The organism is Catenovulum adriaticum, assembly GCF_026725475.1.
GTDB classification, from domain to species: domain Bacteria; phylum Pseudomonadota; class Gammaproteobacteria; order Enterobacterales; family Alteromonadaceae; genus Catenovulum; species Catenovulum adriaticum.
Genome location: NZ_CP109967.1, coordinates 578,534 through 602,786 on the forward strand (window position 1 = coordinate 578,534; position 24,253 = coordinate 602,786).

A 24,253-nucleotide genomic window follows, 5' to 3' on the forward strand; every position below is an offset into this window, starting at 1 on the left:
CCTTATTCTGAATGCTGAATCGACCAATAATCATTAAACACTATATTGATTAGGGAAGTTTAGTCAAATGATTCTTAGATGAAGTAATATCTCAAATAGCCGAGGGACATAATGGGGCAAAGGCTAGTTATATGTATAAATCGTCGATGGACAACATCGATTCAGAACGAAAACGTGCCTTGTACCAGAAGCGGAAATTGACTGTTGAATTTTAAACGTCGGCTGCCAGGTGAAAAGCTGACGTTTAACCAGCTCAAATTCTGCATATTTTGTAGGTTGGCATGAGCCTTGGCCAATTCCAAAATTTTGTATATTAAATGCCCGACCCAAATTATAGAGCTTGCCTAATAATTATCACTCCTGCGGTTTATTCTTTAAATCAGAATAAGATCTTCAAATACATTAATATTTACTTTGTCTAATAATAAATCAATGTTCATTATATCAGTCGCAAAAAAGTTAGAAAAAATATGCGATTTCTTAGACAATTTACACTCTAATGCACATGATAGTTTTATTTTTAAAGGCCTACTGCTGTTTATTTTATTATAGTGTTTCAAAAGGAATTGATTAAGTTCGTCAGTATTATCGATTTCAGGGTGAAGCAACGCAAATTTTAAAAGGTCATAATCTTTAATCTGTGATGATTTTATTTGACTGATTTTAACCAATTCATTGAGAAATTTAATTGCAAAGCTAGCCTTTTTCTCAGTAGTTATCGCTGTTTTTACAATCCGTCTTTCAATATATTTAAACGTGTCTTGACTATTTTTTTGAGTTTCATGATTTAATTCTAACTGTGGTAGATCAGTCCAACACATTTGCTTTGGTAACAATGAATGAATTAATTCATCATCTATACTTTGAAGCCACAATTTATAACTTTTAAAGCTATTTATTAATGGGTTTGCACGTAAAAAAGTAATAAAATTGCAACGTGCAATATAAGGCCTATTTTCTTCATCTCTTTCAACTGAATTGAAAAGTAAGTGTTCTGAAAGTTGGCTTTGGAAAGCCACTGTGTCGGAATTATCCATGCTCCTAGATACTTCCAACCTTATTTTTTTCCAAGTCGTAGGGTATGATTCTTCTGGATTGCTCGGTAGATCTAACATCTCAAAGCGGCTATGGTGAGCGTCAACCCAAATACGGTAACTGTCTTGGCTCGTAATTCTCAAACCTGCCATGTTCTCATCAATTAAGAATTCTATAAATTCGTCAAATGTGCAAACAATAGATTCTATATCTTCTGTTTGATTTTCTTTGGTCGATACTGACTGCTCTGGATCATTTTTTTCGTCATCTTCATCATCTTCATGGGGCCAACCATATAAATAACCAATTAATACGTCGGATATTCTTTGTTTCTTTTTATTTTTCAGGTTTAATATAGGGCTTTCTATTTGATCAACAGTTTTTATTCCAAAACCTATCATCCTGAGTACTTCTTCATAATTATAATCAATATTATTCAGGTAAGCTTTTAAGTCTCCATCTTCAACGTTATCTTTATCCCCGTTGTAATTTAGTAGTATTCTCTTGTACCTTCGGAGATAAGCGGCTTTCAACCAGAAGTGCCTTTCCAAATAGTCAGCGTGAGGTTTATCTGAAGCAATCCCGTTGCATTCGCTACAAGCTCTTATTAGCGTCTTTTTTACTACTCTGTGTAGGCCATCTTCAAATTTACAATTCAGCGGTGGAACATGATCATCCGTCATTTCAAGGCCCATACGAGCATGCCTGCCACAATATTGGCAAATTGTATTATCTTCGGCTAGAGTCATTGGATAAATCCGCTTATATCCAACGTTGTTTATTTGTCTATAACTCATTAATTAAACTCAAACTCAGTTTTAAATATTTTCATCCCAAAAGTACATAATATGCTTAAACGAATTCACTCATGGATCGTGTTTTATAAAATCTAAACTAAAGCTATCTTTGCAAATGCGAGTGTCCCAGTAATTAGGATTGAAAGGTCCAGCTTCAACTAGTTCAATTATTTTTGTTTTGTCCTCTTCCTTCATATTCATTCCAAAATATATGTCTGATATGTCATCATTTCGAAGAGATAATGAACTCCCATTGTTCTCAAGTTGAAGAGGCCAATTAGGACTGAACATACTCCGGTACTCATCTTCATATTCCCAATTCTTCGCTTTTTTCAAAATAATTGAAAGCAAACTAACAAGATTGGAAAAGACAGGAAATTTAATTGTTGGATAATCATTTGAATAATGGATTTTTCTAGTATTGGTGAAAATACTTTTAGGGTTATCATTAACTTTAAATTTAATGCAGTAACCTGTATGAGAATTAGCATAGTGGGCCCAAAATAAAATATTTTTGTGACTTGTCGTAAAACAACAAACCCTTGTTTGAGAATAAGACTGTTTTAAAGCTGCTTCTAACTTAATTTTGAGTGAGTCATCACCTAGCAAACTTTGAATTGAACTCAATTTTTCATTAAATAAGTTTCCCGATAACGATCTCATGAGTTTTATGTCTTCAATAAACCCGCTTATTTCATCCCAATCGTCCAACCCAGGCCACTTGAGCTTAAACTTAATGTCATGGGGATCATTTAATGATTCAGGAGTTGTATGATATAGCCAGCCATCAGTTAGCATAGCTTTGTGTTTATCTATCGATTCAGGAGTATTTGAAAAAGATAAAAACCGAAAAAGACCATCAAACCCTGATTCATGAGCTGATATGTGGCGTTCTGTAAACTCAATAATTTTGTTATCCATTCTGTCACTGCTAAAACTTTCAACATTAAATTAATGTATCATAATAGCCAACAACACATAATATTATCTTAATCACAAAAGCAGAAACCCAACCACCCAATATTCATCAAAATGCGAAAGATACAAAATATTTCCTAATCGCTCAAAGCGAAGATTTACACCTTACCTTTAGGTTACCACGCAGAGCGTGGGAACCCGCAGCATATGGGGATATATAGGTTGCGTAAATGTCTCCAATTCGCTCATTTGCGACGCTCGACTAAACTCATTTGGGGGCAAAAATGAGCACGCGTAGGTTGGGTCGAGCGAAGCGAATCCCAACACTTTTATTAAATACGCCACAATGTTGGGTGCGCCTCTGGCTTACCACAACCTACAATATATGCAAAATCTGAGTCGCGTAAATGTCTGCTTATCGCCTAACAGCTGACATTGAAAATTAATGAGTAAATTTCCGCAATTGGCACTTTTTTAAAATAAAAATGATGGCTGTTTTTTGTTGTAAATAAAGCTGATAACACATCAACACATGTTCAACCTACTGTACAATTTTGTTTGTTAAAGCTATACATGTCCCATTGAATTTGCAGGTAGAGGTTCTCATGAGAATCGTATCTTTTACCGAAGCAAGAAATAGCCTAAAAGCGGTTTTGGACGGTGTCGTTAATGATGATGATACAACGGTCATTACACGCCGAGATTCTGAAGATGCAGTGGTTATGTCTTTAGACTACTACAACAGCCTTATGGAGACAGTTCACTTAGTTGCGTTGGCAGGTTTGATTGAGTTTTATCAATCAAACCTGCACGTTAGGGTTATTGCATATTTATTTTTAGTGCTTGCAACTAGGGATCTCAAGATTGGCTAATTCTGGTAATTTGCGATCATGAGCGCCTACTGCAAAATCAGAAACATGTGATACGTTAGCTTTCTTCCAATTCACTTCTAACCGGTTATCACCTAAAAAGATATTTTGGGCTTTAATTCTTAACGCGTTCGCAATCTTTGCATAAGCCGGATCGTAAGCAACATTATTACGCTCTTTTGGATCACATTTCATATCGTATAGCGCTAGCTCAACATCTTTTGCTGAAGCGTTAACGGCCCACATAATATTCTCACCGGCGGCATGAGTTACGCCTGGTTTGCCGTTAAACGGACGAATTTTCATTGAAAAGCCAAAACGCTTTGAACGCAAATATACGCGATCTCCCGCAATCTGGTTCAACTCACCTAATACATAATCACGTTTTAGGTCTGGCTGGCGAATCACTTTAGCTAAATCGAACCCATCTAAATAGGGCGTTTGTTTTTCAACATCTATACCCGCTGCTGAATAAATGGTGGGCGCAATATCAACATATTCTACAAAGTCGGTATGTACGGTATTTTTTGGAAAGTGCTCACCTGAAGAGTCGGCCACAATCATAGCGCCATGACCTGATTTATTCCAAGGTGCAAATTTTGCAGAAATCCCTTGTTCACCTAAATGCCAGCCATGATCGCCCACAGTTGCAATAATTATGTATGGGCGATTTGTTTTTTCACTAAATGCTTTAAAATCTTTGATGGCTTTACCAATTAACGAGTCACCATAAGCCGTATACGCATAATAATCTTGAATAATTCTTAACTTTTCTGCTTTGGTTAAATCGTCGACTTTCATTGAGTTATAAAGACTCACCAATTGTTTGGGTAATTTTTCAAGCTCGTCTTTTGAAAACTCCGGAATTTTATACGGGAATTGCTCAAAACGGTCCTGATATGTTTTAGGTGGCAAAACAGGCGTATGCGGAAAATGAAAACTTAAACTGACCATCACGGGTTTTTCATCTTTAGGGCCAATAATTTTATCACCTAACATAGAGGTATATTCTTGGTTCGCATTGCCTAAATAGTTTTGATACGCTTCTAAAATTCGGCCATCTAGGGTTTTATCTTCGGGCATTGGGCTTTCACCCGCCATGATTAAGGTTTTTGAACCACGGGTATAAGAGCGAATAATATCTAACTTTTTATCAACTGGGTTTGGCGCTGAAATATATTTTCCGTTTTTATGATAAAGGAATGAGTCCACCGTTCCGTCGGGAAAATACAAATGTTCGGTGATTGAGATCGGCCGATTACTTTTTGCCCAATTATATTCTGCGGTTTTCCCCCAATCACCAATACCCGCTTTTTCTAGTGCGTAACGTTCAACTTCAAAATCGTAAATTAACGGTGTGCCGCCTTTATCCGGCGAGTTTTTAGTCCGTAAACCCGCTTTGCCTGCTAACATGGTTTGGTAACCATGAGCTCGTAATACTTCTGGAATCATAGGTTTGGCGGTCTGATTTTCACGATGCGCGTATTCAAAACCGTATCGACCACTGTGGTGCGGATATTGACCTGTCGCCATTGAATAACGTGACGGTGAACAACCCGGAGACTGATTATAAGCCAGTGGAAATAACACACCTTCTTTCGCAAGCGCGTCTAAATTAGGTGACTCAACATAACCTAATTCACTTTCTTTTTTGCCGGTTAACGCTTGGTTAACTGCAGCAATTGAGTCGGCGCGTTGGTCATCTGTTAAAATCCATAAAATATTTGGTTTAACTTTAGTATTTTGTGAGGCGTTATTCGGCAGCGCTTTAGCGACATTCATCGCTACTCGGTTAGCCGGAATACGATGCTCGTTAGCTTGCTGAGCGTTTACAGCCACTTGTGGTGAATTTATCGCGGTGCAGCCTAACAGACCGAAAAAGGTGCTCGCTGTAAAACTCCACTTTAATCTCGTTTTTAGTGTTTTATTCATTTTTAATTCAACTCTATTTTTTGATAACTGTTTTTTTAGTTTGTTTTAATCACTGTCGTTAAAAGTTGGACTTATCACCGAGTTTTATTATTTTTTGGGTTGGTAATAACGAATCGAGTTAACGTTCATGCTAGCGACTGCTGTATAATTAAAGCTTGAGGCGTTTTGTGACTACCAAGTGTTATCAAGATCATTATTTAGGTAATCAAATTCATCGTGCCAAACCAATTGCCACCAGCTTAGATCAATTGTTTTTTTCAGTTTTGTCCTTAGAACTGTTTGCATAAGCGTTAAAACCTGAAACAAAAAGAAGGGCTACTCTCGAAATAGCTTTAGGTATGGGGTCATATGCTGTCGCCTTTATTAAAAACGTATTGATATATTAGGTTGTTACCAACAGTTAAAGCTGACACTTAGTTTGAATAATAAAATTATAAAAACTGTTGCGTCCATACACAGCGATGAAAGCAAACATAAAACTGAACATTGTATAAACAGCCAATAAAATAGCATAAGCAGGTGAAGCCATTTACCTCACCTGCCAACAACTATTTTATTGCTCGTCGATAATTGCGTTAACGCCAGCTGTCCATTGCACTGAGCCTCGCTCATAGGCACCTACATCAGGGGCTTCACCCACCACATTTTTATCAAAACCACTAATATCTGCCGCGGCATCAATTAACGCGCTGTCTGGCTTGGGCATAAAATTACCGCCATCAGCATCCATAAAAGGTGATTCACTTGCGATAATATTATTTTTTAAATCATAGGCGGCTGTTTTTAACCAATCAGGTTTGCTTGAATAATTGTTCCACACCCGATTATCTTTTTGCTCATAACCATTCACCCAGGCATCCATCGCATTGCCCGGATTCCATAAGGTGTTGTGATACATATCGTTTTGCCAAGTTGCCCAATTTAATTGCAATCCAGACCAGGTGACATTCCATACTACATTATGGTGTACTAAGTAGCCTTTACTGTTGTTATCTAGGTAAATGCCAGCGGCGCGGCCATCGGCATAATCTGGGCCATAAGCATCATGAAACCAGTTGTGGTGAATACGGGTGTTTTTTAAATCAGCATTGCCAACTGTGTAAAAAACACCACCATCGTTATTGATTAACATGCCGTTTGACACATCGTTATAGGCAACTTCACCGTTTTGACCCGAGTAATAAATGCCGTCTCGGCCAAAATGTGAAATGGTATTTTTTAGGATCTTAACGTTATCCGCACCAGTTCGAATGGCTGATGCATGAATACCGACAGAGTTAAAATAACGCATAACATTGTTTTCAACGATAGAGCCTTCGCCACGTCCACCCCAACCTAAAAGATTAACCGCAACCAATGAACCCTGTTCTAATATATTGCCTTTAATGGTTGCATGATGCGCACTGACCAAAATAGCGCCATCACCCACTTGAGCATCACTATTATCTAATTCATCTAGTCGTTCACGGCCATGCGTTATAATATTGTCAGTCACTTTGGCGTAATGCCCATTAATAACCACACCTGCGCCAAATATGTCAAACGCTCGAACTTCTACATGTTCACCATTAATAATAATGGCATCTTTATGTGTGGCAACTTCCACCGTGTTGTCTGCTGGTTTTTCACCATTAGGGGTTTGTAAATACAAGGTTTCTGTATTGTCGTCGTAGTACCATTCTCTGGCATGATCTAATAAATTTAGTTTGCCAAATACGTACAAACGGCCATAGTTATCGTTACGATATACGCTTGGGTTGTGCGGTGAAAAAGGCCATTTATTAATATCAATTGATTGGTACTGAATTTGACCCGGCTGCTGATCGGTTATTTTACGTGTCCAACTGGTGCCTGAATGCGCGCCTAAATACCATACATAACCACCCGTTAAATCATCGGGTAAGTCAGTTGCTTCTATCACAGAGCCATCACCGCCCTCAATAGGGTGGGCATCAATTGTGAATCTGTCGTTGTCAGTATTGTTTGGCCATCTGGCTAAATCCATTAATTTACTTTGGTAATAAACTTGATTATGAGTATCACCTAAATTCATTTTTATGTTGGCTTTGTAAATATCGCCTTGATGTTGTTCCCAGTTATTAACATATTGAGTGCCTTTTAAATAAACTTTTTCACCATTCGCGGCTTTAAATAAAATAGGCGCTTGTTCAGTACCGTTAGCATCAATTTTTAAAACTTCGTTATAAACCCCACCTCTTACAATACAGGTGTCGCCAGGCTGCATAACCGACTGTGCTTTAGCAAAGGTTTTAAAAGGGTTTTCTTTTGAACCGTCGTTTGTATCATCGCCTTGCAATGAAACATAAAACGCGTTTTCAGGGGCAGGTGCCGGGCAACCTTGCTGTGCTACGATGCCTTTTTCTTGCGGACAAAGATCGTCGGCATTTACAATACCGTCATAATCATCATCTTTTGGATAAGGGCAACCTGCTAATACTTCGGGGCCTTTTTGCTCAATACAGTCGTCGTTATCGTCGATTATGCCGTCTAAATCTGTATCTTTTTGTGCAATAACGGGACAACCATTGTTGTCGGCACTGCCGACTTGTTCTGGGCAGTCATCTAGCCTATCGACCACTTCATCTTGATCGGTATCTTTGTCTGGACACCCATTGTTGGCAGCAATGCCAGCTTCATCAGGGCAAAGATCGTCTGGGTTAGCAATGCCATCATTGTCGTTATCAGTTACGGTTACAGGTGTATCATCCGTTGAATCACTTCCGGAGCCTGAGCCACCACATCCCATTAAAATCATCATGCTGAATAAACCCAGCGCGATTTGCTTTTTATATAACAAAACCCTTCCCCTTTAATTAAAAATAACCAACAATACAATGAAAACTGTTAACAATATATCAAATTTACTTATAGTTAACAATTTTCATATTCGATGGTTGTATTCACAATTAAAGGGAAGCGTTATAACAAAGAGGCTGTGAAAAAAATATATCGCTTCTCCATCACATTTTTAACCTCAACTCGAGTTAAGGTTTAAGATTAAAAATTAAAAGTTAAGTAAAAATGTTTCATTAAAAACCGATCACCTACTCGTCACACCCTTTTAATAACTTTGGCTGGATTACCTGCAATAACCACATTGTCACCAAAACTTTTTGTGACCACAGCACCTGCGCCTACCACAACATTATTACCCAAACTAACACCCGGATTAATCACAGCGTTACCGCCTATCCAGCAATTATTGCCTATATTAACGGGTTTCGCTGATTCAATGCCTTTAGCTCGCTCAACTGGATCAATAGGATGTGTTGCTGTGTAAATCCCAACTTGAGGTGCAATAAAACAATTATCTCCAATACGAACTTCGGCTACGTCCAAAATCACACAGTTAAAATTCGCATAGAAATGATTGCCTACGTGAATGTTACTGCCGTAGTCGCAATTAAAGGTGGGTTCAATGTATAAATCTTTGCCTGTACTACCGAATAGATTTTTAAGCAGTTTTTTACGTGCACCTAATTTGCGGACACTCGTTTGGTTGAAGGTTTCTAATAAAATTCGAGCATCAAAACGCATTTTAATCAAGGTTTTATCCATAGGATTATAAGATTGCCCGGATAACATTTTTTCTAATTCAGTCATGATACCTCACTCAAATAAATTCAATTTTTTTGATGATAAAGCAAATTAAATTTAATACCAGTCGACATACCATAGCCCATTTACACAACCCACTTAGCAAATTAACGTTACCGCTTTACTTTTACTAAATGGGCTTAATGTGTGTGGGCTTAATCCAACAACATTAGTCAAATAAAACAGATATTTCTGCGGTGATACCATTCCAATCAGAACCGATCTGGCCTGCCGAAGACGCACCTTCTGTTTGCTTAACATATTCTGTTTTCAATAAAGTATTATCCGCAACCCACCAGCCAAGCCCCAGCTGTAAACGATTTAAGTCTTTATCACCTGAAATATTATCGCTTTTATTGGTAATTGAGCTGTAACGAGTCGCCAAATAAACACTATTTGGCGTTAAGTAATGTGTCGCTTCTATTGCGTAATATTGAATTTGGCTTTCTATCTCTTGATAAGCAACCGCTTGGCTAGCAACGGTTTGTTTACCGGTATTATCAACAAAACTATAATCGTCTTTGGCAACGCCTGCCCAAGCTCTTAATAAGGTATCGTCGCTTATTTGATATTGCGCATTTATTTGTAAAATATTGGCGTTAAGTCCCGGTAATAAACCTGCATGCGTATCACGAGAATTTGCACCTGATGCTGCAAAATTATAGTTGTCGCCATCACCCTGAATAAGTCCGGCCGTTTGGATTTCTGTAAATGGACGATTTGATACCTGATCACCTAAATCGCTTGCAAACCAACCTATCCCTAAATCTAATCCAAAATTGGTATTAAACGAGCCGCGGCCAAATACGTTATAACCCCGGTCATTTGCATAATCTTCAAAAAAAGTAGGAACTGAAATACCTACATCGGCATTAATTTGAGTAATAACCGAGTTTGATATTTTTTGTGACCATAAGGTTTGAATGCCAGACTCAGCCGTTACAAAATCGATTGGTGAATTGCCAATTAACGGGTTTGTTTGGACGGCTGCCCCATCTGAATATCCTCGGTAATCAAATACAGTTGAAACAATATTACCTGCTCTGAAAAGCCATTTAGTATCTTCTGTTTCCTGGCCTGCTAACCCCAATATATCAAGGTCGATGTAACCTAAATCTTGTGAAATTTCAAATTGGTCATCTGATCCAAAGTCATTGGGTTCTTCCCCTAAATCGACATAAGCGGTTACATAATCATTAATTTTAACCGCCAACTCTAGATTAAACCTAAGCCGCTGAAAACCTGAATCCATTGCTACATTATCACTTGCAAAGGCGCCAGCATCGGCCTCTATCGATTGGAAACCTTGCATCAGCATCACTTTAGCATCCACTCTACCATCAAAAAATTCTGCGGCGTTTAGCTGACTCGTTAGCCCTATCGCAACAAGACTGGCTGAAAATAATGTACGGGTTGATTGAATTAATTTAATTGTGGTCATCATTGTATCCTAATATTTATCGGCGATTATTTAGCAATTGATAGCTAAGGCGTTTAGCTCAACTTGTTGCTCAACCTCAACATGAGCATAAGCCCAAAACGTGAGCATATTCCCAAACAAAATAAGAATCGTCAACACTTATTATTCACAAAAATTTTACACAATGATAAATAAACATGATTTTTTAAAATTAATTCATATAGTTATCAGCGAAAAATTATTTCAAATTATTTTTTGCTTTAACTCTCCCTCAATACAAAGCTAAGTCGGCGATCAGCGTCCACACTTAGATCAACAACAAACAAAGTCGTCAGACAGCAGATCATATTTATCACATTTTATATAAGGGTAAGGCATTGATCAGTAATATTTTTTATTACGTTTGTTGCTTGTAGGTATCTTTTTTGTTTAAAAAATGCACGTTAAAGATTGACATCTCAAAGCGGAGGTGGGATTATGCTCACATCATGAGCTTGTGCTCAAATATTGGCAAATACCAAAAGGGTGTTGTTTAATTAAAATTTTCAGTAAAAGGTAACCGAATGAACAACAATATTGATTTAATTATTTTTGATTGCGATGGCGTGTTAATTGACAGTGAAATCATTAGCGCCACTGTATTAATTGATAAATTATTAACCGTAGGTATTACAATTGATATTGACTATGTTCAACGACACTTTTTAGGTTGTAGCTTTAGCTCTGTTAAAGACATGATACATGATCAGTTTAATGTAACGCTCGCTAATTCATTTGAATACGAATATCGAATTGCACTATTAGAAGAGTTTGATAAGAGCTTACAAACAACTGAAGGTATTAAAACAATATTAAATCAATTAACAGTACCTTTTTGTTTAGCCACCAGCAGTAGCCCCAAACGCACTGAAACGGCGTTAAATATTGTGGGTTTAACCTCTTACTTTTCACAACGCATTTTTACTGCAGCAGAAGTGATTAACGGCAAACCAGCACCCGATTTATTTTTGCACGCAGCTAACAAAATGAAAGTAAAACCTGAAAACTGCTTAGTTATTGAAGACAGTATGGCCGGCGTAACAGCCGCTTTAGCAGCTGGCATGAAAGTAATTCATTACAAAGGCGGGCTGCATATGAGTGATGAAGAACATGCTGTATCAAAGGCTTATCCTGAGGTTGAAGTTATGCGCCACTGGAACGAATTCACAAAATTACAGCCGACTTTAAGCAACTAAAATTTTCAACAAATTGATCGTTAATACGGCTAAATATAACTCGAAAGCCACCACATTATTGAGATAGGCATTCAAATGGATAATAAATCAAATTCAGAATTAAAACGTTTAGAAAGTGCGGCTCGTGCTGCTTGGCTCTATTACGTTGCTAAAAATACCCAAGACGAAATAGCTCAAAAATTAGAAGTTTCTCGTCAATCAGCTCAGCGTTTAGTCGCCCTAGCTGTGAGTGAGGGGTTAATTAAAGTGCGTTTAGATCACCCAATTACTCAATGTATGGAATTAGCACAACAACTAAAAGAAAAATTCAATTTGCTTGAATGTGAAGTTGTGCCCAGTGATCCGGCAGATCCCAGCTCCAACCATGGTTTAGCCCAATCGGGTGCCGCGGTATTAGAACGCTATTTAAAATCAGAAACCCCAAAAACCTTGGCTTTTGGGACCGGCAGAGCATTAAAAGCTTGTATTGATGAGTTGCCTACAATGCAATGCTCTCAACACAAACTTATTTCGCTTTTAGGAAATATGATGGCTGATGGCTCAGCTTCGGCTTTTGATATTGTGGTGACTATGGCAAATAGAGTCAACGCAAAACATTATCCTATGCCTTTACCTGTCATTGCATCATCGGTTGATGAAAAGCAAATATTACACAGCTTACAACCCGTAAAAAGCATTTTCAGTCTCATTGACCAAGCTGACGCAACCTTTGTTGGAATTGGTCAAATCACAGAGCAGTCACCCTTATTATTAGACGGTTTTATTAGTGATTCAGACCTGAAGACGGTTAAAAATGATGGTGCTGTGGGCGAAATTACAAGTTGGTTATATGACGAACATGGTCAACTTCTTAATAACGAAACCAACGATAAAGTAGTGAGTTATCCACTAAGCAATAATGCGACAAAACCAGTGTACGGCATTGCAGCAGGTACAGACAAAGTGGCAGCCATTAATGCTGCTTTAAAAGGTAAGTTAATAAATTCTTTGATTACAAACGAGTATACCGCTAAAGCTATCCTCAATATGTGATCAGATTAAACGCAAACAGGCACTAAATAACTTAAATCTTGTGAGTAGTAGATTAAGTTAAATACCTGTTTTTAAATTAATTTAAATTGTTAACTTTTAACTACTATCAATTTATTATATTTAAGACAATCACCTTAACACTATTTTATTGTGTTAGTGAGAGTAAGGAAGGCAAACATGGCCGATATACAAAGTAATACATCATTCAATCAAATTAACGAAGAGCAAATGCCAGTCGCAAAAAATAAATTGCATGGCTGGAAACATTTTGCTGGCTTATATGCTGGTGAACATGTTGCCGCAACTGAGTTTGTCATTGGCGCAACGTTTGTTGCTTTAGGCGCTGCGACCAAAGATATTTTATTGGGTTTACTCATTGGTAACTTATTGGCCATGTGCTCTTGGTGGCTTTTAACGGCGCCGATTGCCGTTGAAACTCGCTTAAGTTTATATAATTACCTCAATAAAATTGCAGGTAACTCAATGACTAAACTTTATAACTGGGCAAATGTGATCATTTTTTCAGTTATATCGGCGGCCATGATCACAGTGTCTTCCACGGCTGTCAGGTTTTTGTTTGATATACCCGCACAGCTTAACTGGTACCCCAATAGTTTATGGTTTGTCGCTATCGTACTGGCGGTTGGATCAATTGTGGTGTTAGTGGCTATGTTTGGTTTTTCTACTGTGGCTGATTTTTCTAAAGTTTGTGCACCTTGGCTATTTGTCATTTTTATTGCGGGTTCTTTCACCTTATTTCCAGCGTTGTCAAACCATGTATTAGGGTCAACTACATTAACAGGCTGGAGCGATTTTATAACCATAGGCGATAGTTCCATTTGGACAGGGATAAACGGCGATGGTGAAAAAGGCATAGGTTTATTAGAAGTCATTGGCTTTGCTTGGGCTGCTAACTCTATCACCCATTTTGGCTTAATTGATATGGCTATATTCCGTTTTGCTAAACGTAAAAGCTATGGTTTGTTTTCTGGCGTTGGTATGTTTTTTGGACATTATTTAGCTTGGATTTCAGCTGGTATTATGGGGGCAGGTGTAGCAGTACTACTTAAAACAACCATTACCCAATTAGATCCGGGCGATGTCGCTTATCACGCCTTAGGTTTAACTGGCTTTGTCATCATTATTATTGCTGGCTGGACAACCGCTAATGCAAATTTATACCGTGCTGGTTTAGCGGCACAATCAATTTTTGTAAATCATTCGCGTGAAAAAACCACAGCGGTAGTGGGTGTCGTTACGGTTATTATTGCTTGTTTCCCGTTTGTATTTTCACAAATGCTGCCATTATTAACTTATGCTGGTTTATTAGTGGTTCCTGTAGGCGGTATTGTATTTGCTGAACATGTTTTATTTCCAAAAATTGGGCTAACTCGCTACTGGGCTAAATATCAAAATATTTCGCGTAGTGTGCCTGCAATTGCGTCTTGGGCATTGGCTTTAATATTTGGTTTTGGTTTAAACGCATTAGATGTTATGTCGTTTTATTACTTATTTATACCGACTTGGTTCTTCACTATTGTTGTTTACACACTATTAGCGAAAAAATATGGTGCAGACAAAGATTACACCCGCGAAATTGCAGCTGAAGAGCTAGAACACCAAAAAATTATCGCGTTTCAAACTGAGCAAGCCCGCCACGATACAGTTGCGGTAGCTGACACCAGCGTATTCAGCAAAGTATTAAACGCAGTCTCAACTCTTTCTTTATTAGTGATTACAGCGTTTGCTTGTCAGGTCATGTTTTTTAGCTCAAGCATGCAAATGTATGACGAGAATAAAGCACAGTTTGAGTTTTACTGTTTCATATTCACCATTATTTATTTTGCCAGTTCGTATGTTGCTTTAAAGCGTCAAAAAGCACTTAACAATGATTCAGCAAAACCTGTATTAAATAATGATGAAACCAATACTCGTGCAACCGACTAGTCAGCCACACAGGCTAGTCCAGTATAACCTTTAGGTAACCCTATTTTGTAAGGCCAAAAACATGACTATTTCAAATTACGATACGCAAAGCCAACGCTTAAACCAATTAACCTTGGCTAATTTACCTAGCGAGATTGATGTGCCAACTTATGATCGCAGCCAATTAAAAGCGGGTATTGTTCACATTGGCGTAGGTGGTTTCCATCGCGCGCACCAAGCGGTCTACATTAACGAATTGCTAAAAACACCAGGCTCTGAGCAATGGGCAATTTGTGGTGTTGGTTTGTTTGAAAATAACCGAGCGCTCAATGATATTTTAGCCGAGCAAGACTATTTATACTCGCTTGTAGTGCGCCATCCAAATGGCCAAATTGATAATAAAGTGATAGGCTCTATGATCGATTTTATCTTGGCGCCGGACAATCAGCAAAGCGTAATCGACAAGCTAGCGCATCCAGATACCAAAATTGTCTCGTTAACGATTACTGAAGGCGGTTACAATTTACACCCTGCAACTGGCGAGTTTGATTTTGAAAACCAAGATATTTTACATGATATTCAAAATCCAAATATGCCAAAAACGGCATTTGGTTATATAACGGCCGGCTTAAAGCAACGTAAAAATGCAGGTTTACCTGCATTTACGGTGCAATCTTGCGACAATATTCAGCACAATGGCGCCGTTGCCCGTAAGATGCTACTGACATTTGCAAAACAGCAAGATCCAGACTTAAGCCAATGGATTGCCGATAATGTTGCGTTTCCTAACGCAATGGTTGACCGTATTACCCCTATTACGACAGATGCAGATAAAGCACATGTTGCCACTACATTTAACTTAAATGATGAATGGCCAATTACCTGTGAATCCTTTGCACAATGGGTAATTGAAGATAACTTTAGCAATGGCCGACCTAATTGGAATTTAGTCGGGGCTCAATTTGTAAAAGATGTCACCCCATTTGAAAAAATGAAAATTCGCTTATTAAATGCGGGTCATTCAGTGTTAGGTTTGTTGGGGTCTATTTATGATTATAACACTATAGATGAAACGGTTAGCGATAAAGATTTTGCCGAGTATTTACGCGCATTTATGGATTTAGAGGTGACGCCTTTACTGGATGAATTAGATGGAATTAATTTAACGCAATATAAAGACACGTTAATAGAAAGGTTTTCAAACCCAAATATTAAAGATAGTCTGTCGCGCATTTGCTCAGAAAGCTCAGCAAAATTACCTAAATTTTTAATTGCCACCATTAACGAAAATTTAGCCGCTGGACGAGATAGCTCACTCGCGATCTTAGTTATAGCCACTTGGTGTTTATATAGCGATAAACAAGTCAATCAAGCGAATGTTAAATTAAATATCCAAGACGCTATGCACAGCGAGCTGGCTAAATTTGCTCAACAAACTAAAAACGACAAATTTGCCTTTTTACAAATAAATAGCTTATTTGGCAACCTACATAAGCAAGAAAGCTTTAGCCAAATTTATGCCAACGCAATTGACGCTTTATATTCAGAGAACAGCGATATAAAAAGCATAATGAAAAAGACATTAGCACAAAAAGATAACCAAACAACACCGGAGAAAATATAATGAACAGCTTATTTGTTGATAACAAACCGACAAACCAAATTGCTATTAGTTGTTTCGGTGAAATTTTATGGGACTGTTTTGGGGAAGATAAACGGGTCGGCGGCGCGCCTCTTAATGTCTGTCTCAGGCTCAATTCACTTGGCATAAAAGCTCAAATGTTAAGTGCTGTAGGTGCCGACAAATTAGGCGAAAATCTTCTTGAAAAACTGACTGACAGAGAAGTAAGCACTGACTTTATTACCATAAACCCAAACAAAAAGACCAGCACGGTTGAAGTAACCCTAGATGAAAGAGGCTGCGCTTCATATGAAATTGTTGCTGATACGGCATGGGATAATATAGAGCTAACAACCGAGCTAACGGACCAAGTTAAGTCGTCAGATATTTTTGTGTTTGGCAGTTTAATTGGCCGTGAAGCGGTATCGTTAAATACGTTAAAACAGTTAGTTCAGCTTGCTAAATTTAAAGTTTTCGATGTTAACTTACGTAAGCCACATTACGATTTAGCCACACTTATTGAGCTAATGAAATCAGCTGATTTTATTAAATTAAACGATGATGAATTATACGAAATAGCTCAAGCGATGGGGTCAAAATTTCACTCACTTGAGCAAAACCTTGAGTTTATTGCTGAACAAACTAATACCTCGTATTTATGCGTCACTAAAGGCCGCCACGGGGCATTACTTAAAATTAATAACCAAAATTATTACAATTCGGGTTTTTTAATTAAGGTAGTGGATACGGTAGGTGCAGGCGATTCATTTTTGGGTTCATTGTTATATCAATTATGTAATACAACGGATGCGCAATATGCAGTCAATTTTGCATGCGCCGTAGGTGCAATGGTGGCTGAGCATCACGGTGCAACACCAGAGTTATCGTTGCAAGATATTCAGCAGTTTATGAACCCAGAGATGGGATGATCTTGGGTTAACCAGCAAATAACGTCTTAATTTTTAAGCGTTATTTGTCTAAGCAAAAATCTTTAATTGAATATGACAACACCCGTGCGCCCTATATTTAATAATCGTTCTGATCTTACCTTAAAATTTTTTATTTATTTCACTCAACAAACAGCTGAATTAAATCAAATTTTAGTTTACCCTACCTATAATTTACATATTAGTAACATTTTATAAATTTCTAGCAAAATTTAATTTAATTAACCTAAAAATACCTTTGTAAATCGTCACAATATAAAGAGATACGCTATGCAAAAATTATGGTTCATATTACTTTTCAGTTTTGTATTAAAAACTCAAGCTGCCACAATAGAACTTAAAGTAAATAACGCTGAATCTATTAATAATCAATACCAACTTGCTCTGTTAAAAGAAGCGCTGAAACGCGATCCAAATAATCAATACACAGTTGTCCCAAATAAAACCACTTTTAATGAAGGGCAAATGATTGAATATATAAATTCAGGTAATTTAGATGTGATGTGGAGCGGTACAAAAAAAGAATATGAAACCATTCTACACCCTATCCGTATTCCACTGTTTAAAGGATTATTAGGACACCGCTTATTTATTATCCGAGAAAATGATCAGGCCAAATTTAATAATATTAAGACTAAATCTGATTTAAAACAATATAAGCTGGGGCAAGGTCGTCAGTGGTCTGACACCAAAGTGTTAGAGGCGGCAAATTTAAATGTAATATCAACTTTAAAATATGAAAACTTATTTTATATGCTTGAAGGAAGCCGTTTTGATATGTTCCCACGAGGCGTCCATGAACCATTTGCTGAGGTTGAAAACCACCCAGATTTACCGCTTACCGTTGAAAAAAACTTGCTGCTCATTTATCCACTCGCTGCTTACTTTTTTGTTGCTAAAGATAACCAAAAACTGGCTAATGTAATTGAATCAGGGTTAATGAAAATGATTGATGATGGTTCATTTGACGACTTTTTTTATAGCCATCCACTCGTTAAAAAATCACTTAAACACGCGCAGCTAGCAAACCGAACTGTCATTAAAATAGATAACCCCAATATGTCAGCCAAAACCCCTTATGATAATAAAAAGCTTTGGTTCAAAATTGGTCAAAGATAAATCCAAGCCGGTGAGTATTGGCATTTAATAGGTTAAATTTTATATTTTAATGTTAGTTAATTATGTTTACTATAATCGCAATAAAAATTCGTTAAATGTTTTCAATTAACAAAAGTGTTAAATAATGCATCATCATGTTCATAAAATATTACCCTGCTGGGCTCAACAAAAAAAAGAGCTCAGTTGGGCACTAGCCAGCATTGTTGAAATATCAGGATCGTCGTACCGAAAGCCTGGCGCTATGATGTTAATTAATGAACAAGGTAAAAGCCTTGGTATACTCAGTGGCGGCTGCCTTGAAGCGGATGTAATTTTACAAGCCCAAAAAGCAATGCACCTTAACAAAAACCGACTAATTGAATATGATACATACGATGATGGTGAATATAATTTAATGCAATTTTTAGGTTGTGGTGGCGCAATAAGTGTTTTTATCCAACCATTAAAAAAATCAAATAACTATCAAAATTTAGAGTTATTGTTAGCAGGATTAAATGCTAATAAATCAATGTATTATTGTATTAACTATAAACAAACGAATAGTACTAACGAGTGCGTTGAGTCGCATGACTCAATTAACGAGCGCGCCACGCATAACAACAACCAAGTCGGCTTTCATTATAACCCCAGTCCACATATTGCTATATTTGGAGCGGGTTTAGATGCAATACCACTGGTTAATATAATGCACATATTAGGCTGGCGTGTGAGTCTATATGATACCCGCTCAACTCATGTCAACTCAAAGTTATTTTCAAATGAAACCCATATTATTAAAACACCATTTGAGCAGATTAACTTACCCGAAATCCATGCTGGTATTGTAATGGGACATAATCTTAATTTTGATGCTCAGGCGCTATCATTATTACAATCATCCAGTGCTACCTATATTGGCTTACTTGGCCCTAAACATAGACAAGAAAAAGTGATCAGTTTAATGTCAGCGCCACTGTTGAAAAAGCTTTATGGACCGATTGGACTTAATATTGGTGGTGAATTGCCAGAAGAAATAGCGCTTTCTATCGTGGCTCAAATTCAAGCAGTACTTAATAATAGATGTAAGAACAACAAGTGCGAAAGCCAAGAATACGAGAACAGCAAATACGATAACAACAAGCACGAGCAAAAATTGAGTGAACATCATCAGGTATTAAACACCTGATGATTCATCTTGTGTTATTAGCAGCTGGGCAAGCCAGTCGATTTGGTCAAATTAAACAAATTGCTACTTATCAGCAAAAGCCAATTGTTCAGTATCAAATAGAAAAACTATTACCCCTCAAGTTACCCATAATACTGATACTGGGGTATCAGCAACAACAAATATTAAATGCCATTCCCGCTCAGCTCAAAGCGCAAATAAACATTGTTTATAATTCTAAATGGCACACGGGTATGGCTAGTTCGCTTGGCACGGCCGTAAAGTTTGCGCAGTTAAACACCCGCGCCCAAGCTTTACTTTTTATGCCGCTTGATCTCGTTAGGGTCACACAAACAGATATTAGAAAATTAGTTGAAACTTACCAAAAACATCCAGAGCTTATCTGCTGCTCGTGCTTTAAAGATATCAAAACAAGCCCGGCAATATTCCCTAAACGTTATTTCTCTCAAATTTCAAATTTGTCTGGCGATAAAGGTGCAATGCGTTTAATTAAAAACGCCCAAGACTACCAGATAACCACCATGCCCAATGCAGAATTTGATGTTGATACACCAGAGATGCTCGCCTACTTAAATGAACTTAAGTCATAGCAGGCAATCATTTTATCCCTCCCGATTTTTACTTAGCTTAAAAATCAACCAAACAAAGCTACAATAACAACTAAAAATACGTTATAAACGTAGCTAGCATTAAACTCGATTTAATTGATTTATAACCGATTAAGCAGCGGTTATTAAATTCAATTAATATCTATCTCACCATTAAAAATTAAAATGAATTAACAATAATAAAGAGGATTTATGAGTACTAACGCTAATTTATATGCACGGTTTCCGGGCCAAGTGGTGGCAGCACCGCCTTGCAGAATGCTTAACGCAAATATGTATGGTTTTTTTGTTAAAGGTGATACAACTAAAATTCAAACCTATTTAGACCAAACCTTAAACCAAGTGAAGTCAGCGACAATAAGTTTTAAAGCTTTGTCGGCTTACTGCATGTTAACATTTACAGATATCGAAAATATTAAACCAACTGGCCAGCCTTATTGTAACCAGGGTTGGTTTCAAGAAACCGACGTTATTATTTGGCTACCTGTCGCGCAAATGGATGGCGATGATATTAAACATATCTATTGGTATCCGGCTTTTATCTGTGTTAACAATGTTTATGCATTAATTAATGGCCGTGAAATTTGGGGATTTAATAAATATTTATGTGATTACCAAATGCCAGAAACTGGCGCTCAACCCAACTTTTTTAATATAACGCTTGATGCGTTTAAAACCTTTTCACCCGATACCAAAATGTCGCCTTGTGAATTATTTAATGTAAAACAGGTCAGCACTCAATCTGAAAAAGAGCTTGGCGGTGTTGCCGAATTAATCAAAGAAGGGTTCGAGATTTTAAAAGACCATGATGACTTTGCTCATTTTGATCTCGATATCTTAAAACAGTTGCTTTCAAATCTATTCCACCCGCAAATCGATCAATTATTATTTAAACAATTTCCTGACGGCACCGCGACCAATGCTGTTTATCAAGCCGTTTGCCACTCACCATCCGTCATTCAAAAAATACATGGCATTAAACTCTACTTTCACACATTTGAGTTTACCTTAAGCCAAGTCGACATGTTTCCGCTAGAGCAAATGTTTGGTATTAAAGTAGGTACTCAAACGCCGTTATTGCCTTTTAATGTGCGATTCGACTTTAATCAAGATGAAGCTATTTTGATTGCCGAAAACAAATAAAAAATCAGGGAAAAGCAATGCAACAAAAAGAAAAAATAGCCATTATTGGCGGCGGTGTGTCGGCGATGACATCGGCGTTTTATTTAACTCAAACACCAAACTGGCAAGATAAATACGATATTACCGTCTATCAATTAGGTTGGCGCTTGGGAGGTAAAGGTGCCAGTGGTCGTAACCCTGAATATGGAAATAGAGTACAAGAACATGGTTTACACATTTGGTTTGGGTTTTACGCTAATGCATTTAAAACCATTCAGCAAGCTTATAAATTATGGGAGCGTCCCGCAGGTTCGCCTTTAGCCACATGGGATGAAGCTTTTAAACCACATAACTTTATTGTGCTAGAGGAGCTTATTAACGGGAAATGGGAAAGCTGGCCGATTGAGTTTCCTAATGTGCCGGGGAATCCTGCAATAGGTAATGAAGAAATTGATATTTGGGACATTGTAAAAATGGCCTATTATTGGATAAAACAAGTGCTGGGTGAGTTGGATAAAAAATCTAATAATATTAAACAAACCCATGATTTAAAGTGCCGTGAAGATGCACCCAAAGACACGTTTAAGCATTTTGCCAATGAGTTACATGAAGATATTGAAGACTGGTTTAATGACCTTGAGCATTCGTTAAGCTATGCTTTGGATAGAGTTGAAAACCTTGTCAATAAAGTACCTGCCAAAGCTAAATATCAACGCCAGCATCATCATGATTTACTCCATTATTTATTAACCAAATTAAAAGCTTGGCTAGTCGATGAATTTACTGACCTATTAAATGACAACACTGAAATACGCCGTTTATTTATCATGGCTGATTTAGGGTTAACCATACTAATTGGCATGCTTGAAGACAAGGTGTTAACGGATGGTTTTGATGTTATTAATAATTATGATTACCGTGAATGGTTAACTAAACATGGTGCTAATCAAGAATTTACAGTTAACTCAGCACCAGTGCGTGGCTTTTACGATTTAGTGTTTGCATATGAAAACGGCAATTTTGATAAACCTAATGTTGAAGCCGGTACTATCATCCGCGCTATGATGCGCATTGCCTTGCTCTACAAAGGGGGCGTGATGTGGAAAATGCAAGCTGGGATGGGCGATACTATTTTTAGCCCGTTTTACGAAGTGTTGCAAAAACAAGGCGTAAAATTTGAATTTTTCTCTCAGGTTGATGAGTTAATACCTGATTGCGGGACAATTTCACAAATTAATATAACCCAACAAGTTGACCTAGCGCCGGGCGTATCTAGCTATAATCCCCTTATCCCGGTGAATAATTTACCTTGCTGGCCCAGTCACCCTAAATATGAATTATTAGATCCGGTTCAAGCTTCTTTACTACAGCAAAATAATATTAATTTAGAATCGTTTTGGTCTGAGTGGCCACAAATTTATCAACAGCATTATGGCAAGCCTTTACCTACAAAAACACTGACCAAAGGCATTGATTTTGACCGCGTTATTTTAGGGGTTTCAGTGGCTTCACTTGAATATATTTGTCCAAAATTATTGGCTCAAGATCCAAACTTAAAACGCACCAGTGAAAAAGTCAAAACCGTTGCCACCCAAGCGTATCAAGTATGGACCAATAAAACGTTACCCGAATTAGGCTGGACAAATATGCCCCAAGGCCAAGACCCGGTGATGAGCGGCTTTACCGAACCTTATGATACTTGGGCTGCCATGAATCAATTGCTCGTTAGAGAAGATGCTTGGAAACCGGGCATTGAAGCTAAAAATATCGCCTATTTTTGCAGTGCATTGCCAGTTGAACATTATCCACCTAAAACTAACCATCAATTTCCAAAACGTATGGCAGAACAAGCGAAACAAGGCGCTATCGCACAATTAAAAAATAACATTTATTGGCTATGGCCTAATGCAGCACAAGCAGGCGAGTTTGATTGGCAAGTTCTGCTGAGCAAAAACCCAGCGTTATTAGGTGAAGCCCGTTTTGATGAACAATACTGGCGCAGTAACATTGATCCATCTGAGCGCTATGTGCTTTCTGTCAAAAATAGCACCCAATACCGGTTAGCCACAGATGGAACTATTTTTGATAATTTGTACCTAACTGGCGATTGGATTAAAACAGGCTTAAATGCAGGTTGCGTTGAAGCTGCCACAATGGCAGGTATGCAAACCTCACGTGCCATTTGTGGTTTGCCCAAAAAAATTGTTGGAGAGTCTGATTTTAGTTAAATCATTTTTTATTTGCTAACTTTGTTTTACGGGTATTAACTAAGCTCTGTTAGCTGAGCTGAGGTAATTTTTTTAATACCCTTAGCGGTTAATTTATATGCCGCTAATACAGGAACCCAAAATAGGCCCATTTTGGGTATTGTTTCAATTCACAATTAAGGAAGAAATATGCTGACATGGCAAAACATTTTACTTTTTAGTGCAGATGGTAATCCCAATCCCCCTTATCGTGTTGAAAAAACAGATGAGCAATGGCGCGAATTGTTAAATGACGAAGCTTATTTTGTGACTCGTAAAAAAGGCACTGAGCGCCCATTTAGCAACGATTCTTGCACTTTATTTGAGCCCGGACGTTATCATTGTGTGTGTTGTGATAATTTATTATTTGATGCAAATGAAAAATTTGATAGTGGTACAGGTTGGCCATCTTTTACACAACCGGCGACCGAAAATGCCATTGCGTACAACTCTGATGAGAGTCATGGTATGCAGCGTATAGAAACCTTATGCAATGTTTGTGATGCCCATTTGGGGCATGTTTTTCCAGACGGCCCGCCCCCATCCAATTTACGCTATTGTATAAATGCAGCATCGCTTAAAAAAGCAGAATAAAATGATGAGCTCTAGCTTGCGCTTAAACAAAAAAGCCACTTGCCTGACG

Annotated in this window: 17 protein-coding genes and 1 pseudogene; 12 read left to right on the forward strand and 6 right to left on the reverse strand. The window is 37.7% G+C overall.

Going from position 1 to position 24,253, the window contains the following annotated elements; translation table 11 throughout:
- Nucleotides 1–374: 374 nt before the first annotated feature.
- Nucleotides 375–1,784, reverse strand: coding sequence for a hypothetical protein (locus OLW01_RS18185; protein WP_268076921.1), 1,410 nt, complete (start codon nt 1,782–1,784; stop codon nt 375–377).
- Nucleotides 1,785–1,901: 117 nt separating this feature from the next.
- Nucleotides 1,902–2,753, reverse strand: coding sequence for a DUF2971 domain-containing protein (locus tag OLW01_RS18190; RefSeq protein ID WP_268076922.1), 852 nt, complete (start codon nt 2,751–2,753; stop codon nt 1,902–1,904).
- A gap of 602 nt (nt 2,754–3,355) precedes the next feature.
- Here OLW01_RS18190 and OLW01_RS18195 point away from each other — a divergent pair.
- Nucleotides 3,356–3,520 (forward strand): annotated as a pseudogene (locus OLW01_RS18195) (type II toxin-antitoxin system Phd/YefM family antitoxin); the annotation flags it as partial.
- Between the two features lie 66 nt (nt 3,521–3,586).
- Here the strand turns inward: OLW01_RS18195 and OLW01_RS18200 are convergent.
- The 4 genes from OLW01_RS18200 to OLW01_RS18215 form a co-directional block, all read right to left on the reverse strand.
- Nucleotides 3,587–5,551 (reverse strand): sulfatase-like hydrolase/transferase, encoded by a 1,965-nt coding sequence (locus OLW01_RS18200; RefSeq protein ID WP_268076923.1) that lies wholly within the window; start codon nt 5,549–5,551, stop codon nt 3,587–3,589.
- 553 nt (nt 5,552–6,104) lie between these two features.
- Nucleotides 6,105–8,369 carry a right-handed parallel beta-helix repeat-containing protein gene (locus tag OLW01_RS18205; protein WP_268076924.1) on the reverse strand — a complete coding sequence of 755 codons (2,265 nt, stop codon included), beginning with the start codon at nt 8,367–8,369 and terminating at the stop codon, nt 6,105–6,107.
- A 254-nt stretch (nt 8,370–8,623) separates the two neighbouring features.
- Nucleotides 8,624–9,175 (reverse strand): sugar O-acetyltransferase, encoded by a 552-nt coding sequence (locus tag OLW01_RS18210; RefSeq protein ID WP_326498613.1) that lies wholly within the window; start codon nt 9,173–9,175, stop codon nt 8,624–8,626.
- A gap of 163 nt (nt 9,176–9,338) precedes the next feature.
- On the reverse strand, nt 9,339–10,610 hold the full coding sequence (locus tag OLW01_RS18215) for a hypothetical protein (protein WP_268076925.1): 1,272 nt from the start codon (nt 10,608–10,610) through the stop codon (nt 9,339–9,341).
- Between the two features lie 542 nt (nt 10,611–11,152).
- Here OLW01_RS18215 and OLW01_RS18220 point away from each other — a divergent pair.
- The 11 genes from OLW01_RS18220 to msrB all read left to right on the forward strand — a co-directional run bounded on the left by OLW01_RS18220 (nt 11,153) and on the right by msrB (nt 24,204).
- Nucleotides 11,153–11,824, forward strand: coding sequence for an HAD family hydrolase (locus OLW01_RS18220; protein WP_268076926.1), 672 nt, complete (start codon nt 11,153–11,155; stop codon nt 11,822–11,824).
- Nucleotides 11,825–11,899: 75 nt separating this feature from the next.
- On the forward strand, nt 11,900–12,856 hold the full coding sequence (locus OLW01_RS18225) for a sugar-binding transcriptional regulator (protein ID WP_268076927.1): 957 nt from the start codon (nt 11,900–11,902) through the stop codon (nt 12,854–12,856).
- 177 nt (nt 12,857–13,033) lie between these two features.
- The gene (locus OLW01_RS18230) at nt 13,034–14,803 is read left to right on the forward strand and encodes a purine-cytosine permease family protein (RefSeq protein ID WP_268076928.1); all 1,770 of its coding nucleotides are present in this window, start codon (nt 13,034–13,036) and stop codon (nt 14,801–14,803) included.
- 61 nt (nt 14,804–14,864) lie between these two features.
- Nucleotides 14,865–16,406, forward strand: a complete 1,542-nt coding sequence (locus OLW01_RS18235) for a mannitol dehydrogenase family protein (RefSeq protein ID WP_268076929.1) — start codon at nt 14,865–14,867, stop codon at nt 16,404–16,406.
- Entirely contained in the window at nt 16,406–17,332 is a 927-nt protein-coding gene (locus OLW01_RS18240; protein ID WP_268076930.1) for a carbohydrate kinase family protein, read from the forward strand. The genes OLW01_RS18235 and OLW01_RS18240 overlap by 1 nt, the downstream gene beginning before the upstream one ends.
- Nucleotides 17,333–17,620: 288 nt before the next feature.
- Nucleotides 17,621–18,469, forward strand: a complete 849-nt coding sequence (locus tag OLW01_RS18245) for a type 2 periplasmic-binding domain-containing protein (protein WP_268076931.1) — start codon at nt 17,621–17,623, stop codon at nt 18,467–18,469.
- A 124-nt stretch (nt 18,470–18,593) separates the two neighbouring features.
- A complete protein-coding gene (locus OLW01_RS18250) occupies nt 18,594–19,634 on the forward strand; it encodes an XdhC family protein (protein ID WP_268076932.1) in 1,041 nt (346 codons plus the stop codon).
- The gene (locus OLW01_RS18255; protein WP_268076933.1) at nt 19,634–20,224 is read left to right on the forward strand and encodes a nucleotidyltransferase family protein; all 591 of its coding nucleotides are present in this window, start codon (nt 19,634–19,636) and stop codon (nt 20,222–20,224) included. Before OLW01_RS18250 ends, OLW01_RS18255 begins: the two co-directional genes overlap by 1 nt.
- Nucleotides 20,225–20,434: 210 nt before the next feature.
- Complete coding sequence (locus tag OLW01_RS18260) at nt 20,435–21,385, forward strand: acetoacetate decarboxylase family protein (protein WP_268076934.1); 951 nt, start codon at nt 20,435–20,437, stop codon at nt 21,383–21,385.
- A gap of 17 nt (nt 21,386–21,402) precedes the next feature.
- Nucleotides 21,403–23,592: an NAD(P)-binding protein gene (locus OLW01_RS18265; protein ID WP_268076935.1), complete on the forward strand. Its 2,190-nt coding sequence runs from the start codon at nt 21,403–21,405 to the stop codon at nt 23,590–23,592.
- 168 nt (nt 23,593–23,760) lie between these two features.
- Nucleotides 23,761–24,204 (forward strand): peptide-methionine (R)-S-oxide reductase MsrB, encoded by a 444-nt coding sequence (msrB, locus tag OLW01_RS18270; protein WP_268076936.1) that lies wholly within the window; start codon nt 23,761–23,763, stop codon nt 24,202–24,204.
- Nucleotides 24,205–24,253: the final 49 nt, after the last annotated feature.